The organism is Granulicella aggregans (assembly GCF_014203275.1).
In the GTDB taxonomy this organism is placed as follows: domain Bacteria; phylum Acidobacteriota; class Terriglobia; order Terriglobales; family Acidobacteriaceae; genus Edaphobacter.
In genome coordinates this window covers 815,950-832,343 of sequence record NZ_JACHIP010000001.1, presented here as the reverse complement: position 1 = coordinate 832,343, position 16,394 = coordinate 815,950, and the positions used below count along the sequence as shown (strand labels likewise).

The 16,394-nt window shown below is 58.8% G+C and carries 11 protein-coding genes and 1 tRNA gene; 8 read left to right on the top strand and 4 right to left on the bottom strand.

Annotated features, from left to right (window positions below):
• Positions 1-16 precede the first annotated feature (16 nt).
• Together ftsW and murG are read left to right on the top strand one after the other, a co-directional pair.
• Positions 17-1,111, top strand: a complete 1,095-nt coding sequence (ftsW, locus tag HDF16_RS03465; protein WP_184213734.1) for a putative lipid II flippase FtsW — start codon at positions 17-19, stop codon at positions 1,109-1,111.
• On the top strand, positions 1,112-2,221 hold the full coding sequence (murG, locus tag HDF16_RS03460) for an undecaprenyldiphospho-muramoylpentapeptide beta-N-acetylglucosaminyltransferase (RefSeq protein ID WP_348641229.1): 1,110 nt from the start codon (positions 1,112-1,114) through the stop codon (positions 2,219-2,221).
• Positions 2,222-2,310: 89 nt separating this feature from the next.
• On the opposite strand, the gene HDF16_RS30470 is transcribed toward murG, so the two are convergent.
• A complete protein-coding gene (locus tag HDF16_RS30470; protein WP_246408623.1) occupies positions 2,311-3,414 on the bottom strand; it encodes a YXWGXW repeat-containing protein in 1,104 nt (367 codons plus the stop codon).
• Between the two features lie 158 nt (positions 3,415-3,572).
• Entirely contained in the window at positions 3,573-4,637 is a 1,065-nt protein-coding gene (locus HDF16_RS03450) for an acetamidase/formamidase family protein (protein ID WP_184213733.1), read from the bottom strand.
• Positions 4,638-4,716: 79 nt separating this feature from the next.
• Between HDF16_RS03450 and HDF16_RS03445 the strand changes: the two genes are divergently transcribed.
• The gene (locus HDF16_RS03445) at positions 4,717-7,035 is read left to right on the top strand and encodes a heavy metal translocating P-type ATPase (protein ID WP_184213732.1); all 2,319 of its coding nucleotides are present in this window, start codon (positions 4,717-4,719) and stop codon (positions 7,033-7,035) included.
• A 193-nt stretch (positions 7,036-7,228) separates the two neighbouring features.
• Positions 7,229-8,353, top strand: coding sequence for a sensor histidine kinase (locus tag HDF16_RS03440; protein ID WP_184213731.1), 1,125 nt, complete (start codon positions 7,229-7,231; stop codon positions 8,351-8,353).
• A 19-nt stretch (positions 8,354-8,372) separates the two neighbouring features.
• Here the strand turns inward: HDF16_RS03440 and HDF16_RS03435 are convergent, their stop codons facing one another.
• Entirely contained in the window at positions 8,373-9,602 is a 1,230-nt protein-coding gene (locus HDF16_RS03435; protein WP_184213730.1) for a TlpA disulfide reductase family protein, read from the bottom strand.
• 164 nt (positions 9,603-9,766) lie between these two features.
• Between HDF16_RS03435 and HDF16_RS03430 the strand changes: the two genes are divergently transcribed.
• Entirely contained in the window at positions 9,767-11,710 is a 1,944-nt protein-coding gene (locus HDF16_RS03430; protein WP_184213729.1) for a GGDEF domain-containing protein, read from the top strand.
• Between the two features lie 197 nt (positions 11,711-11,907).
• Here HDF16_RS03430 and HDF16_RS03425 read toward each other — a convergent pair whose 3' ends face one another.
• Positions 11,908-12,252: a hypothetical protein gene (locus HDF16_RS03425; protein ID WP_246408621.1), complete on the bottom strand. Its 345-nt coding sequence runs from the start codon at positions 12,250-12,252 to the stop codon at positions 11,908-11,910.
• Between the two features lie 661 nt (positions 12,253-12,913).
• On the opposite strand from HDF16_RS03425, the gene HDF16_RS03420 reads away from it, so the two are divergent.
• From HDF16_RS03420 to HDF16_RS03410, 3 genes are all read left to right on the top strand, one after another.
• The gene (locus HDF16_RS03420; RefSeq protein ID WP_221312451.1) at positions 12,914-14,923 is read left to right on the top strand and encodes a hypothetical protein; all 2,010 of its coding nucleotides are present in this window, start codon (positions 12,914-12,916) and stop codon (positions 14,921-14,923) included.
• Positions 14,924-15,084: 161 nt separating this feature from the next.
• A tRNA-Gly gene (locus HDF16_RS03415) sits at positions 15,085-15,159 on the top strand.
• A 266-nt stretch (positions 15,160-15,425) separates the two neighbouring features.
• The gene (locus tag HDF16_RS03410) at positions 15,426-16,379 is read left to right on the top strand and encodes a phytanoyl-CoA dioxygenase family protein (protein WP_184213726.1); all 954 of its coding nucleotides are present in this window, start codon (positions 15,426-15,428) and stop codon (positions 16,377-16,379) included.
• Positions 16,380-16,394 lie beyond the last annotated feature (15 nt).

Below are 16,394 nucleotides of genomic sequence, written 5' to 3'. Positions count from 1 at the left end.
CAGGGAAGCAGGCGGTATGGCGAAGCGCGTTGGCGTTGATAAATGGCTCTTCGGGACAGTCCTGCTGCTGGTGCTCTTTGGGCTAGTGACTGTGTTTTCCGCATCTGCGGTGATGGCGAAAGATCAATACGGCTCGCCGTATCCTTACATGCTGAAACAGGCGTTCTGGGCGGGAATGGGCCTGCTAGCGCTGGTTGCGCTGATGAAGATCGACTACCGGCGCTATAACAATCGCAAGGTGGTGATCGGAGCGGTTGGGGTGACGATCCAATTGCTGGTGGCAGTGTTTGCCGCGCCGGGATCGCACCATACGCACCGCTGGTTCCGCTTTGGCGGGCTGTCGACGTTTCAGCCTTCGGAGCTGGCTACGCCGGTGATGATTCTGTTTCTCGCCTACTTCTTGCAGACTCGCCTGCACCAGATGGATGACTACAAAGGGACGATTCTTAAGGCAGTTGCTCCGCCGCTGCTGATGATCGCGTTGATCTTGAAAGAGCCGGACCTGGGGACAGCGCTGGTCTGTGCTGGGGTCATGTTGTTCATGCTGTATCTGGCTGGGATGCAGATGCGGTACATCTGGATCGGCGGGCTGGCCGCGGTTCCGGTGCTGGGATACATGCTGTTCTTCGTGCCGTGGCGACTGGCGCGGATGAAGGTCTTTCTCGATCCCGAGGCCGATCCACGCGGAGCCGGGTTCCACATTCTGCAGTCGTTGATTGCTGTCGGGACTGGTGGGATTCGCGGGCTGGGGTTGATGGAAGGGCGGCAGAAGCTGTTCTATCTGCCGGAGCCACATACGGACTTTATCTTTGCGAATGTTTGCGAGGAACTGGGACTGATTGGAGCTATTGGCCTGATCGCGCTGTTCGTCGCGTTGGCGTATCGCGGGATGCGAGCAGCGTACCTTTCGACCGATCCGTTTGCGCGGTTCATGGCGTTTGGAATTACCTCGGCGATCATCATTCAGGCGTTCTTCAATATGAGCGTTGCGGTGGCTCTGGTGCCGACCAAGGGGATTACGCTGCCGTTTATCTCCTACGGTGGGACATCGCTGTTCGTGACGCTGGCTTGTATGGGCGTGCTGCTGAACATTACGCGCGAGATTGATTAAGTGCAGGGTGTAGGGGACAGGGTTCAGGGTGTAGGTTTGCTTCGCGTGTTGATTGCCGGGGGCGGAACCGGCGGGCATGTGATTCCGGCGCTGGCGATTGCGCGGGAGGTTCGCGATGCTTATGGGGCAGAGGTGCGGTTCGTGGGGACTGCGCGCGGGCTGGAGACGCGGTTGGTGCCGGAGGCGGGGTTCCCGTTGGAGCTGATCCATGTTGGGCAGTTGAAGAATGTGAGCCTGGCGACGCGAGTACGGACGTTGCTCGACCTGCCGATGGGGATATTGAAGTGTGTCACCCTGCTGCGGAGTTATCGGCCGCAGGTGGTTGTGGGGGTGGGTGGGTACGCTTCGGGGCCGGCGATGCTGGCGGCGATCCTGCTGCGGGTGCCGACGCTGGCGTTTGAGCCGAACGCGGCTCCGGGACTGGCGAACCGGCTGGCTGGGCGGTTTGTGACGGCTGCCGCGGTGAACTTCGAGGAGACCAGGCGGTACTTTCACGGAGCTCGGGTGACGGGGATTCCGGTGCGGGAGGATTTTTTCTCGATTGCGCCGAAGGCTGGGGGTGCTTCGAAGAGACTGCTGGTGTTTGGTGGGAGCCAAGGGGCTCGGATCTTGAACCAGATCATGCCGACGATACTGTTTCCGCTGCTACGTGATTTGGCGGGGCTTACTGTCCTGCATCAGTCGGGACCGAGGACTGAGGCGGAGACGCGGCAGGCTTATCTCGAGACAGGAGCGGATGAGTCGCGGTGGCAGGTAAGCGCGTATCTCGATGACATGCCTGCGAGATTTGCGGAGGCTGACTTGATCCTGTGCCGTTCAGGGGCGAGCACGATGGCAGAGCTTGCTGCGGCTGGGAAAGCTTCGCTGCTGGTGCCGTTTGCGGCGGCTACCGATGACCATCAGAAGAAGAATGCGGAGGTGTTCGTCGGTGCTGACGCAGGGCGGATGCTGCTGGAGTCGGAGCTGAACTCGCAGGCACTGATCGATACGTTGATGGAGATGCTACGTGATGACGCTGAGTTGAAGGCGATGGGGGAGAAGGCGAGGACTCTGGCGCATCGCGATGCGGTGAAGGAGATTGGGAAGATGGTGCGGGAGTTGGCGGGGTGAAGGGGTTCGAAGTGATCTATCTGGCTCTCTAAAGACAAAAGGCTGGGATCGCGTGATCCCAGCCTTTTGTGTTTTCTAAAGCTTTATTGTTAGTGATGCGGGCCACCATGGTTTCCGCCACCACCGCCACCGCCGTGGGGAGCACCGCCGCCACCGCTCGGGGCTGCATGGCCACCCCCGCCGGGGTTGCCGCCTCCGCCGAAGTTCGCACGGGGAGGTGGAGCCGATTGGCCGCCACCGAAGTTGCTGCGGGGTTGCGCTCCGCCGAAGCCGCCGGGGTTGCCACCCTGGCTGGGGTGGAAGCTGGAACCGGGGTTTACGGTCTGAGTTCGTCCGCCGTTGTTGAAGCCGTTGACCGGCTGCGCGGGGCGGGCGTTGCTTCCAAAGCCATTGCCGTAGGTGCCGCCGGGGCGAACCTGGCCGGGTTGATTGCCGGACTGGAAGCCACGTTGACCTCCGGGCTGGTTTCCCGGCTGATTGAACGACTGACGGTTGTTGTTGGAGAAGCTTCCGTTGCGATCGTTCACACCGCCGTAAGCCCCGCGGACGTTGCTTCCGTTGGCTACACGGACTCCGTTGCTGGTGCCAGCATAGTTTGAGCGACCGTCGCCTTGGCCAAAGCCGCCGCGGGAGACGTTGTTGAAGGTGCCGCCACGGCGATCGTTGCTGATGCCGCGAGCGAAGCTGGAGCCTCCGGGATGGCCATCGAAGCCGTCGATGTGGCGGTCATAGACGTGGCCGTAGTTGCGGCCGCGATCGAAGTGGTTGTACTCGCGGTTATAGAAGAACGAACCGCGATCCCAGTAGCCGCCGTAGAAACCCGTACCGAAGTAGCCGAAGCCGTAGTTGATGCCGCCGTAATAGCCGACAGAAGGGCCCCAGTATCCGGCGTTCCAGAAGTAGCCGCTGCCGCCGTAACCCCAGTATCCAGGCGTCCAGAGGGCACCGGTGTAGGGAGCGGCGACCCACGCTCCGTCAACCCATTCGTAGCCGTCATCGGTGTACTCCCAGTATCCGGGGGTCCAGATAAAGCCGTCACCGGGGCAGATGGGTTGTTCGTAGACGGGGATGGCCGGTGGAGCGAAGCCGACAGAGATAAAGACGCGCGCCTGAGCAGCCTGGGGCGCGAGCATAAGGGCACCGGCCAGCATCGCCGTTCCGAGAGTGTTTGTGATGATGCGCGTGAACTTCATGGCTTCTGCCCTGGCCTGCCTCTCCTTCGCTTGCCCGGTACCGCTTTGCTGCTGCGGGTTGCGCGGAGGGTAGAGCCTTCAAGTCCCGGCCTAAAAGACTTCTAGGTCCGGTCTCACAGCTATTTAGACACAAAAACTGATCAGTTGTTGCGTCTACTTTAGCGCGGATTCGTGCTGAACAGGGCTTTCGGACATATCACGTGAACTCCGCTTTTGGTATCAACAAGTTGAGTGATGTCCACATCGCAGGCGGTCGAGATGAGAGCGTAGGCGTCCTCGCGCGTGAGCAGAGGATGGTCAAGGGTCTGCTGCGAAAGGAAAGTGATCATATTGCGGACGGCCATCTCGGTGGCCTGCTTCAGGTCTTCGTGGAAGCCCATGGAGATGTAGGCGGTAGGCGTCTCGGCGCGGGGCCAGCGAAGCGGAGTGGCATCGTCCGGCTTGGCCTTATGCAGGATGAACTGGAAGGTGCCGGTGAGCTGGGTCTCTAAGGCGGTGATGTCGACCTCGCCGTTGCCTTGTCCTGCGTGGCCGTCGCCGACCTCGAAGAGGCCGCCTTTGGCGTTGACCGGGATGAAGAGCGTCGTGCCGGCGACCATCTCCTTGTTGTCGATGTTGCCGGCGTGCATCCAGGGCGGGGCGGAGTTGTACTTGCCCGCGCCTTCTGGTGGAGCGAGGCCCATGCTGCCGAAGAATGGGTGCAGAGGAATTGTTACGCCGGGAGCGAAGGCGGCGGTCATCTTCTGGCGGTCGAGCGGGATGATCTTTGTGCGTCCGTATGGGAAGTCGTCAGGAAGGAAGCCGCGACCCGGGCCGAAGCCGTTGCAGGCCCAGGGGACATCGATCTGGATCTTCTGGATGCGGACTTCGAGGACGTCACCGGGTTCCGCGCCGGTGACAGCGATTGGACCAGTCAAGATGTGGCCGCCTGGGCCGCGGTCTGCCAAGGGGACCTCGGAGTAGATCTTACGGACATAGTCCGGAATGTCGGAGGGGTTTACGCCGAGGGATTCAAGGCGCTCGGCGGGGCCGCAGGTAGAAAGCGTCTGGATAGTGACGGTGTCGCCGGGGACCACGGTGAGCACGGGCTTCGCCTTGGCTGAGTAGTAGCCCCACGCCACGGTTGTCGGCGTGGCCAGCAGTGTCTGCTGAGCGGAGAGCGTGGTTGCGGAGAGCGAGGCAGCCAGAGCCACCAGCGGCACAGCGGACAGTTTGAACGGCATGGGATGGGTATAACACACGCGGGAGGGCAACGTTGATTCAACCGGATGGCGCTAGCATCTGATCAGATAGAAGGTACAGATGACGACCAGTTTGATAGATCCGGCTGTGGTTGCGATCGATCCCGTTTGTGGCATGAAGGTTGACCCGGCTAAGGCGGCAGCCACGATCGAGTTTGAGGGCGAGAGCTTCTACTTCTGCGGGAAAGGCTGCGCGGCTAAGTTCAGTGCCGATCCGATGAAGTACCTGCAGCCGAAGCCCGCGCCCGAGGCTCCCATTCAGGCTGCACCGGGGATGAAGTACACGTGCCCGATGGATCCGGAGATCGTTCGCGACCAGCCGGGGGCGTGTCCGAAGTGCGGGATGGCGCTGGAGCCGATGACCGTCACGCTCGATGAGGCGAATCCGGAGTTGGAGAGCATGACGCGGAGGTTCTGGACAGGCGTGGCGCTTACGCTGCCGCTGCTCGCGATCATGGTGTCGGAACTGATGCCGGGGCAGCCATTGCAGCATCTTCTGGGTGGCGGGTTGGGATGGTTCGAGTTTGCCATTGCGACTCCAGTTGTTCTGTGGGGTGGGTGGCCGTTCTTTCAACGGGGATGGGCTTCGATCGTCAACCGCAGTCTAAACATGTTCACGCTCATCGCGATTGGCTCAGGCGCGGCGTATCTATACAGCGTTGTGGCTGTGGCCGCGCCGGGTGCCGTTCCCGCATCGTTCCGCATGCCGGATGGAAAGGTGGGGCTGTACTTCGAGGCGGCGGCGGTGATCACCGTGCTGGTGTTGCTGGGGCAGGTGCTGGAGTTGAGGGCGCGGAGCCAGACAGGATCGGCGATCAAGGCGCTGCTCGGCCTCACTCCCAAGACGGCACGGCGGGTTGCAACTGATGGAAGCGAGCACGATGTCGATCTCGCCGAGGTGCATGTGGGTGACCGCTTGCGCGTCAGACCGGGCGAGCGAGTGCCCACGGACGGCGTCGTGGTCGATGGGGCAAGTTCGGTCGATGAGTCGATGGTCAGCGGCGAGCCGATCTCTGTCGAGAAGGAGAAAGATGCGAAGGTAATAGGCGGCACGATCAACGGGACAGGCACGTTCACGATGCGAACGGAGCGCGTTGGCTCCGACACGCTGTTGGCGCAGATTGTGAAGATGGTGAGCGAGGCGCAGCGGACGCGCGCGCCGATCCAGCGGCTGGCGGACCGAGTGGCTGGGTACTTTGTGCCGGCGGTGCTGCTGGCCGCTGTTGCGACGTTCGTTGCATGGGCGTTCTATGGGCCTGCGCCGCAGTATGCGCATGCGCTGGTGAATGCTGTTGCTGTGCTGATCATTGCTTGTCCCTGTGCGCTGGGACTCGCGACGCCGATGGCGATTATGGTGGGCACGGGCCGGGGAGCGCACGAGGGCATCCTGTTTCGCAACGCCGAGGCGCTCGAGACGATGGAGAAGGTCGACACGCTGGTGGTCGACAAGACTGGCACGCTGACCGAGGGCAAGCCGAAGGTCACTGTGGTTGTGGCGGCGGAGGGATTCGAGGAGACCGAGGTTCTTCGGTTGGCGGCGAGCCTGGAGAAGGCTAGCGAACATCCGCTAGCTGCGGCAGTGATCGCGGCGGCTCGTGATCGCGGGTTGGAGATGGCAGCGGTTGAGGCCTTTCAGTCTGCGACCGGGACAGGCATCTCCGGTATGGTGCAGGGAAGAGGCGTGACCGTGGCGAATGCTGCGGGCATTGTGAAATCGGGCACATCCGTTGAAGGATTGCGCGATCGGGCCGAGGCTCTGCAGCGTGAAGGGCAGACGGTGATGTATGTCGCAGTTGATAGCACTTTGGCCGGACTGATAGCAGTTGCCGACCCGATCAAGGCGACGACAGAAGAGGCTCTGGCGCAACTCTTGAGCAAGGGGATTAAGGTCATCATGGTGACCGGCGACAACCGCATTACGGCCGCTGCGGTCGCAGGCAGGCTGGGAATCGACTTCGAGGCTGACGTTCTACCGCAGCAGAAGGCTGACTTGGTGAAGCGTCTTCAGGCGGAGGGTCGGATCGTTGCGATGGCGGGCGACGGAGTGAATGATGCTCCGGCGCTGGCGCAGGCGAACGTAGGCGTTGCGATGGGCACAGGCACGGACGTTGCGATGGAGGCGGGCGGAATCACGCTGGTGCGTGGCGACCTGCGCGGGGTCGCGAAGGCGCATGAACTCAGCCAGGCGACGATGCGGAATATCCGGCAGAATCTTTTCTTCGCCTTTTTTTACAACGCGATAGGTGTGCCGATTGCTGGTGGGGTGTTGTTTCCTTTCTTCGGCGTTCTCCTTAGTCCGATGATCTCAGCGGCGGCGATGAGCTTCAGTTCGGTCTCGGTGATTGCCAACTCGCTGCGGCTGCGCTCGACTCGGATCTGACGGCGGTCGGACGACGTTGCGACCGATGTGTACCGCAGCAGATGCTTTGTCTTAGGAAGTATGAACGAGTAAGCTGAAATACGGCTGAAGTTGCTCGAAACTGTTTTGGGGAGTTGACTGAGAGAGCATGACTGAGCGCGGATATTCGCAGGCTTGCTGCTCTCTGTAGCTAACCAAAGACTGGAATGTAGCCATGCTGGATCCCGTTGCCTTGATGCCTCACGCCGTTTGCTGGGCTGCCGCGCCACGACTGATATGGACGATGGTCGTGACGAACGCGATCACCTTCCTGAGCTACCTGAGCATATGTCTCACCTTGTTATTCCTGGTCAGGCGAACCGGGAAAGTGATTGCGCGCGACTGGGCATACTTCCTTGTAGGCTTCGCGCTATTCATCGTGGCCTGCGGGTCTACGCACCTGCTGGAGGTGATTACGACCTGGACGCCGATATTCTGGGTGGATGCGTGGACGAACGTACTAACTGCCGTTCTTTCGGCGTATGTGGCGATCATGCTAATCCGGCGTGCGGGCCAAATCGGCTTCGGTGTCAACGACTACAGTGCCCGGCTTCAGAACGTAGAGGCAGAGCGGCTCCAGTTGCAGGAGAGCCTGATCTCGGCACAGAAGCTTGAGGAGTGGAGCCGTATCTCCGCAGCGGTGAGCCACGAGATACGCGGGCCGCTTGAGGCCATCCAGAACCTGCAATTTTTGATTCAACATACCGAAGGGATCTCGCCAGATATTGCAGCGCTCGCGCTCACTACGACTGAAGAGGCGGCGAGGGTACTAGCGATCTCTGATTCGACACTTTCCTTCATGCGCGAGACAAAGAGAAGAGAAGAGATCGATATGGCACTGGCGCTCGAATCGGTCCGCTTCCTGTTGAACCCGCTGATTCGCGAAAAAGGCCTGGACTTCCAAGTGGAGATCTCCGGCAACTGCGTGGTTGAGGCTTTTCCGGGGGAGATTCGCCAGATCCTTCTCAACATCATTCGTAACGCGTGTGAGGCGGCGGGTGGGCGTGGGTCGAGGGTATTGGTGCAAGTAGCTGGCGAAGAAGACGGCGTGCAGGTGACAGTGAGCGATACCGGTCCGGGGATCGACCCGGAGATAATGCGGAACCTATTCAGCTTCGGTATGTCGACCAAAGGGAACAAGGGCAACGGGATTGGATTGTGGACGGTGAAGCACCTCATGGACAAGCATCATGGTGAGGTGAAGGTGGATTCGGCTGTCGGGAGAGGGACTAGTTTTCAGTTGTGGTGGCCTGCGAAGGTGGAGCAGGAGAGTGGCGACCTGCTGATGGCGGGCGATTAGGGCCCGTTCGTTCCACAGGCTAGTTTAGAAGCCCCTGCACAAGCTTCTCTGTCTCCTGTCGGAGCTGAGTGTAGGCCGCTTCGGTCGCAGGGCCCGAGAACCCCGTATGCGTCTCCTTCACCAAGCCATCGCGACCGACGAAGAAGGCCGTTGGCCAGCAGTTGAGGTTCCTGCCCTGAGGCAGCTTTGAATTGAGCTGTTCGGGCGTTCCGGCAAGCAGCACCGTGTATGGGATATGGTACTTCGCGATGAACGCGCGGAGGCGCTGCGGATCCTTCAATTCGTCTTCTTCTTCAAAGGAGAGATCGACGATCTCGAGGCCCTTCGCGTGATAGCGGTTGTAAAGCTCGACGAGAAAAGGGGCTTCATCGTGGCAGTTGGGGCACCAGCTTCCACCGATCGCCACGATGACGACCTTGCCTTTGAAGCGCGGATCGGCTTCGGTGACGGTCTCGCCGGCAAGACTTGTCGCAGAGAACTGAAGCGGCTTTGAGGGATCGATAACGCCAGTCTGGTCGGTCGTCTTCGTCGGCGGCGCAAGATTTTCTTTTCGGGCCTCCGCGGGACGTCGAGCGGTCCACTGCTGATTGTCGCGAAGGAGATTCGTGACCAGCAGGGTTCCATCCTGTTGCGGCTTCAAAGAGTAGAGCGCAGCGCCAGCGGCGGACAAGTGGCTTACTCGGTACTCGTTCGCTGCGGCGTCGAAGGAGCCGTAGAGGCCGCCGGTGTCGCCATCGATACGCAGGATCACGGCCTTGACCGGAGGCCGGCTACCGGAGGGAGAGACACGAAGCGTCCATGCCGACTCCCCTTTAGGGGATTTGACGGCGATCTCCCAGTCGCCAGTGATGGCGAAATCACTTACTACTGCGGTGGTTGGTTGGTCGAGCGCGCCCGGTTGCAGCTCGATGGGAATCGGCGTTCCAGTTGCCGTGCCGAATGTGCCGTTGAAGGACTGAGGAGTCAGAGTACCTTCGAGCTTGCGGGCGAAGTAGTCGAAGTGCAGGAGAAGATGTGTGCCGGTGAGCTCTCCGCTGCTGGAGATGGAAGATTCGCCAGCGTTGATGAGGCTTCCGCTGATGTGTCCGTCCTTGGTTGCAGGCGACAGGTCGAGATTCACGGGCACCTGCTGGCCGTGGACGAGGGCCGTGCCGCTCCAGTGGGCAGGAACGTTCTGGGCGGACGAGAGTGAGGGCAGAATCAGGCTTCCGGAGGAGAGAACGAATAGGACAAGAGCGGGAATTTTCATGGAACTTCCTTACGGTTTCGGTCGGCTGTAACGACCGGCGGACACAACTGAAAGTCAAATTGTTAGATGGCCTGCGGGGGTATTGGACTCATGTCTTGGCGGTGGTGGGGACCATGCCCAAATTTCTGCGCAAACCTAAATATAACTTTGTATGCTAGGCGAATATGCCCTCCGGCCATTTTGCCCTGCACCGCATCGTTGCAATAGTTCTGCTTGCCTTCTCCTGCTCGGCACATGCGACGCCCGCAAGCATCAAGAGTACGGCGACCTCTCCTATCGTGATCAAAGAGCTCGGAGAGGGAACGTTCACGCTTAACGGCACATGGCAATTTCACCCTGGAGACGATACAGCGTGGGCGAGCCCCGCATTCGATAGCTCTGCGTGGGAGCAGCTGAGCGCAGACCGGCCGTGGGGCAATCAGGGGCATGCGCGGCTCACAGGCATGGCCTGGTACCGGTGTTCTATCGCTCTCGTCCAGGCTCCCGGCATGGCTCAGGAGATTTCACTTCTAGTGCCGAAGATGCACGATTCGTACGAGATCTATTGGAACGGTTCGCTCGTCGGGCGCAATGGCAGGCTGCCACCCCGCCCCCTTTGGTACATCTCGCAGCCGATGCAGACCTTTGAACTTGGCCGCGTGCAGCAGGGCGTCTTGGCTGTGCGTGTATGGAGACGCCCCTTGCTCTCCGATGATTCCGGCGAGCGTGGCGGGTTTGATGGTGCACCACTGATCGGAAGCCCCGATGCCATTGCGACTGCCAAGGCCGCGTATGAGTATCGGTGGCTGCGAAGCCGGCAACTCCATTTCGGCGCTAATCTGCTTTGCGCCGTAATCGCGTTGCTAAGCTTTCTTATCTGGTTGCAAGCACGTAGACGATGGGTCTTGTTCTGGACGGCAGGCTTTGCCATTGTTCAACCTGCGATTCTGATGCTGCTGAATGCTCACCTCGGATTACCTTATCCTCTCGCCATGGGAGCTGCACAACCCCTGCATGCATTGCAGGACATATCGCTCTGGTTTCTTCTTCTCTGGCTTCTCTCCCTCCATGAGAACCGTGTCATTTGCCGCGTCACGCAGACTCTTGCTTGCATCTACACCGTCTTTGAAGTGGCGGATGGAGCGATGGTTGCGCTCAGTTTAAATCCGCAATGGACCGCGCTTGCCCAGGCATCCGATGCGTTATTGACGTTTTTCACTATCCCGTTTGAAGCTTTTCCGCTGGCACTGGTGGGCTATGCGCTTTTGCGGCGCAAGCGGTTTGATTCGGCGCGCTGGCTGGTGGCCGTCCTCGCATTTCTCGACGAGATGATGCTCTTCTTCACCGACACAGTGAAGCAAGGCCGTCAGTTCACGGGTTGGCCCATCGCGGACAAGATTGATTTGCCGCTCTTTTATGTCGATGGCAATGGTATATCGCTGGGCACGCTCGCTGGAACACTTCTGCTTATCGCAATTGTTTACGCGGCCTATAACAGCGTTCGCGAGGACCAACTCCGCCAGGACGTTCTGGAACGGGAGAAGTTGGAACTTCTGCACGAAAGCAACCGCATGCGTCATCACGCGGAGCACGATGGTTTGACCGGTCTGTTGAATCACCGCGTCATTGTCGAACGGTTGGGTGAAGAGATGGTCCGCTCTCTTCGCGATGGGACCCCGCTGAGCGTGATAATCGCCGATGTCGATCATTTCAAGAAGGTCAACGATACCTTTGGCCACCTGGCAGGCGACCTGGTTCTGAAGGAGATCGGCACAGTCTTTATGCGCACTCTTCGTCCCTATGACTGCGTGGGACGGTACGGCGGCGAAGAGTTTCTACTTATCCTGCCAAATTGCGAGATAGAAAGTGCGCTCGTCCGTGGCGAACAACTGCGGGCGGCCGTGCAATCGGCGCACATTTGGGATGGCGACACGTTGCTGCAGGTAACCGCGAGCTTTGGCGTGGCCTCGGTTCTTTCATCCCATGACGATGCCGAGACGGTAATTCGTGCTGTCGATGCAGCCCTCTACAGGGCCAAGAACAGTGGACGTAACTGCGTCGTGCACGCTGAGATGGAGACCTCGTTTAGCGAGGATCAAAACGAGAGCGGACTAGCGACGCCTCGTTAGAGCAGCGAGAATTCGCCGTGCCTGGTCGTGTCGAGTTGGAATCTTTATGGCCTCCGCGCCGTCCAGCACCGCATTTGTTGTGGGACTCAGCCGGACAACGACGACAAAGCCAGAGCGGCTGTACCTATCCTTGACCGGCAAGGTCATGGTCGTGGTACAGCATCTCTGGCATTGTGATAGCGAGTTAGTGGCCGGTCTTATTTTTCTGTGTCCCCAAGCAGCGATGCCTGCTCCGTGAACGCTTCCTCTGTACTGGTCCGGACCTTCTTTACAAGACCCGTCCACACCGGGTTGGTCTTCGAAGAATCGTAAGTCCCACTGGCCATCTCGGCCTCGTAAGCTGCCCTCTTCTCCATCCCTCTTTGGTAGGCCGGAAGCTCTTTGACCAGCTTGAATGCGGCGGCAATGGCCACCCCGACGTCATCCTTAAGCTCCTCGGGCACGGAAGCGTAGACCTCCGGCTTGTGTTCTTCAATCCACTGGAAGGCGATGTGCAAGACGAATGAGCTCACCCAGTCGCCGTAGGCGTTTAAGGCTTCCATTCCAGCAATCCATGAGGGATGCATCTCCCAATCGCGCGGATGACAGGGAACCGGAGGCTTGGGGTGATGAGGGGGCGGACAGTAATCGCAATCCTTTTTTTGATGCGGCATTAGGAACTCCAGGGCTTTCGAGCGCGATGCAGCATGACTCGATGGCGGGGTTATGAAGACAAATTGTTTACCCCATGCCGTTCTTCCCCATCACGCCGCAAGCTGCTCGGATGTCGTGGATAGTGGAATGACTTCCTAAACCGGCGGTCTGGAAGAGGAAGATCAGGAGATGAGGGCGAATCACATTTCGAGATGATCCCACCCCGTTCCGAATCACTCCATAGCACGGAAGTGGAGATGGAGGGCCATGCGATCTGAGTAAAGGAAGGTCAAGGAAGAATAGTGAGAAGGAGTCGAAACGCATCTACAGTAGCAACGGGGTCACGATCATGCCGCTGCCCGCGCCAAGGGCTATCCTGACCGACATGCCGCAAAGCGTAGTACGTTGGGACGTGCCACAAGTAGGCCCATCTTCAGCGCAAGTTCTGTCCCGGAGTCATCTGAACAAATGCCCTGCTTTTTCGCTTCACGCAAGTGCCCAGTCTTTGTTGTCCTATCAATCCTCTGGATTTCCACGACTGTTTTCGGTCAAACATTGCGCGCGAGCCGTGTGCCACCGCAACTGGTCATGTATCCGGTCCCTGATGAAGTAAGCTGTTCGCACTTTCGCGTGAGCCTGAATGGACGCAGCACGAACGTTCTGCATGCAGCGACGGGATACTACCTGCTGAACTTCGATGCCTCTGGAGCAGTCAAGGTCTCGGTCACTGCAGACGATCCGCATTTCTGGGACGGAGGAGTCGAGATTCAGCCGATGCGGCTTGGCATCCGTCCAGTTCGGCACGGAGCGACGATCAGCTTCACCATGACCGGTTCTTCGAAGCTGACGATCACACGTCCGGGCGACCACTTCGCCGACGCAGAGATCCTCTTCCTCTTCGCCAACCCTATCGACCACTCCGGTATCACCAGTGCAACTCCGCACGTCCGGTACTACGGTCCCGGAGTCCATCACGAAGATATCGATGCCAGTGCCGGGGATACGATCTATCTTGCCGGTGGCGCGGTTGTCTTCGGCTCGCTCAACATCTGGCAGGTGGATGACGTGCGTGTTCTGGGCACCGGCACGATCATCTATGACGGCCCGCAGGACCCGCACTCGGATACCGGATGGATACACAAGAAAAACTGGCATTGCATCGTCATGGACGAAGCGCACAACATCGAGGTTGACGGGATCACATGCATCACGCGCAGCCGGAGTTGGCAGATCCAGATGAAGGACTCGCGGCACATCGGCATCTTCAACATCAAGGCCATTGGAGGCAATCCGAACGATGCCAATCAGGATGGAATTGACTGGCTCGGCGGCGGCGACACCACGATCAGCCATGGCTTCTTCCGCGCCTCGGACGATGTATTTGCCCTGCAAGGCAACTGGGACGGCTACGACCTGGCGCTCATGCGCCATCCCGGAAATGATGTGACCAACATCACCATCGAAGACACGATCGCCTCGACGAGCATCTCCAATACGATCCGTGTGGCATGGCCACAGAAGACCTTCAACAGTGCCCATTTTCACATGAGCAACGTGGACGTGATCCACACCGGCTACGGTGGCTGCAAGGTGCCTTTCGCGTTCTTTGAGCTTTGGGCGGATCCCGAAGGCGCAGGCTCCCACACCGACTATCGCTTTCGCGACATTCGTCTGGAAGATTGGTATTCGCTCTTCAACATCGATCAGCCCAATCCCGGCGTCCGCGATGTTGCGTTCAAAGACATCTGGGCGATGGATGGTCCGGCAATGGTTGCCCCAATTCTGAAAGGCGATGTATCCGGAGTAACGCTCTCTGGCGCAACCGGGCAAGGTTTCGACGGTGCAACGATCGACGTTGCAGGAGGCGCTAGCAGGCCTGTGATTGAATCGGCAAGCATCAAAGCCCACTTCATCTACACTGCTGGTCTGATCAGACCGAAGCAGCTTGTCACCTTTACCGCCGATGATTCGGCGACCGAGACCCGCCACTTCGAATGGTTCTTCGGCGATGGAACACGAGGCAAAGGCCATACCATTCGTCACAGCTTTCCAGACGCCGAAGGAACGCTCCTTGATGGATCTGGCCGCTTTCGCGTCCTCTTGCATGTGATCGATGGCCATGGCTCGCAATCGCAGCAAGGATGGAGCAGCCAGCCGGTCGTGATCGCTCAGGCTAGACCTTTGTCGGCTTCCGGCGGTTTAGCCGCTTCACCGGATGGAGCAGAGATCTTCGACCGCATCCTGCATGTCCCCGCCGATGGTGGATATACCTTCACTCTGCTCACCAGCCTGGAGTCGACGATGAGCATTGATGGACGAGCCGTACACTCACCGAAAGCGCGTCCGCAGGTATGTGGTTCGGAGGGCGACTCCGTTCAACCGATGCGGCTCAGCGCCGCGTTGACTGCGGGAGATCATTCCCTCCGCATCGAACGCAAGCGCGGCATTGAGAACGCGCAGACGCCGCCTGGCCCCATCTCCGACCAACCTCTTTTACTCTGGGAGGGCCCTGGCATTGACCGTCAGGTGATCCCCGCAAGCGCCTACTCCAAGGTGCTCGTATCTTCGAATCAAGAATAGCCTCGTCTCAAAAGAGAATTTCGAGACGTGCTAAGGGGGATCGATAGCTCGCGTTGGGTGGTTAACGGCCGAATCGGCGCCCTCGCCCTTGGCACGGTTTGGGACGCCAGTCTCGATTGCAATAAGGCCGAACGGTGACAGCGGTTATAATTTCGATAGAAGCGGGAGTAGCTCAATGGTAGAGTAGCGGCTTCCCAAGCCGTTGGTTGCGGGTTCGATCCCCGTCTCCCGCTCCAGTGAATCAACGGCGAACAGACTCCTCTCAAAATATGCGCTCTGTTTACAGCTTGAGGTCGGTCTCAAGCTGGGGAGATTCGCCGGCCCGATGCTAAGTATGGCCCAGTCTTCAGTCGAAGAACGAAGTCTGCGGGTCGTCTGAAGAAATAGTTCGCGCGGGCACAAAGAAGACAATCCGGTGACCTTTTGATGACATTTCTGAAGATTTCTGCGGATAGGCTTGCAATGTGGTTCGACTCAGGGAATCACCTTCGGCAAATCCCAGATGAAAGCTTTTCGCGAGATCGACCCTGCCAGTCTTGACTCCGTCTCCCTTAAAGAAGAGATGGATCTTCACGGCTATGTCTTAGTACGTAATCTGCTCCCACGTGAGATTCTTGGTCCTCTACTGAAGGAGATCACTGACGTTCTTTATGTGTCGGGCTGGCTTCTGCCTGACAGCAATCCCATAGACAGAATTGCAAATGTAGACGCCGCCTGTTCTGATGGAGATCCGGTCTATAAAAAAGTGTACGACTACATCTTCGGCCTCCGCAGCTTTCACGCGATGCCCCATAGCTGTGAAGCGCAGCGCGTGATGAAAATGCTTGTCGGCGAGCAACTGCTGATTCATCCCAAATCGGCCGCCCGGCTTATCTTTCCGAACTTCGGACCAGGTGTTATTCACGCACATCAAGACCATACTGCTGTGGCCGGCGATGCCGAAACCTTTACCGCGTGGATGCCGCTACATAATTGCCCCGAAGAACTTGGCCCTCTCTGTATCCTGCAGGGCTCGCACCGTTATGGCCTCCAATCCACCGTCGGCCAAACAGGGTACATTGCGGCAGGGACTGAACACGGTGACGACTGGGTGGGCGGCACTATCAACAGCGGAGACTTGCTACTCTTTCATAGTTTGACGGTGCATAAGGCTGCGCCTAATCGGTCAAGCCAACTACGAATTTCGCTCGACTGCCGCTTTCAAAGCTATCTCAAGCCTGTCAATCCTGGAACTCTTGTCTTTACTGGCTCGGGCAGGCGGTCATGGGAGAAGGTCTATGCCCATTGGCCTAAGGACAAACTCAAATATTACTGGAAGGCTTTACCGCTACAACTCAAGCCTTCAAAAATTGAGTTATCGGAACTTGCCCGGACGTCCCACTCGTTGGAAACGCGCGAGCGATATGCCCGGATACTGGAGAGGCTTGACGCTGAGTTACCCCTCCTCACGTCTTAGCGACTTGTTTCCATC

Coding starts and splice junctions, on each gene's coding strand:
- HDF16_RS30470 (WP_246408623.1), bottom strand. CDS start 3,414: ATGAAGTTCACGCGCATCATCACAAACACTCTCGGAACGGCGATGCTG.
- HDF16_RS03445 (WP_184213732.1), top strand. CDS start 4,717: ATGACGACCAGTTTGATAGATCCGGCTGTGGTTGCGATCGATCCCGTT.
- HDF16_RS03425 (WP_246408621.1), bottom strand. CDS start 12,252: ATGGAAGCCTTAAACGCCTACGGCGACTGGGTGAGCTCATTCGTCTTG.
- HDF16_RS03410 (WP_184213726.1), top strand. CDS start 15,426: ATGAAAGCTTTTCGCGAGATCGACCCTGCCAGTCTTGACTCCGTCTCC.
- ftsW (WP_184213734.1), top strand. CDS start 17: ATGGCGAAGCGCGTTGGCGTTGATAAATGGCTCTTCGGGACAGTCCTG.
- HDF16_RS03450 (WP_184213733.1), bottom strand. CDS start 4,637: ATGCCGTTCAAACTGTCCGCTGTGCCGCTGGTGGCTCTGGCTGCCTCG.
- HDF16_RS03430 (WP_184213729.1), top strand. CDS start 9,767: ATGCCCTCCGGCCATTTTGCCCTGCACCGCATCGTTGCAATAGTTCTG.
- HDF16_RS03440 (WP_184213731.1), top strand. CDS start 7,229: ATGCTGGATCCCGTTGCCTTGATGCCTCACGCCGTTTGCTGGGCTGCC.
- HDF16_RS03435 (WP_184213730.1), bottom strand. CDS start 9,602: ATGAAAATTCCCGCTCTTGTCCTATTCGTTCTCTCCTCCGGAAGCCTG.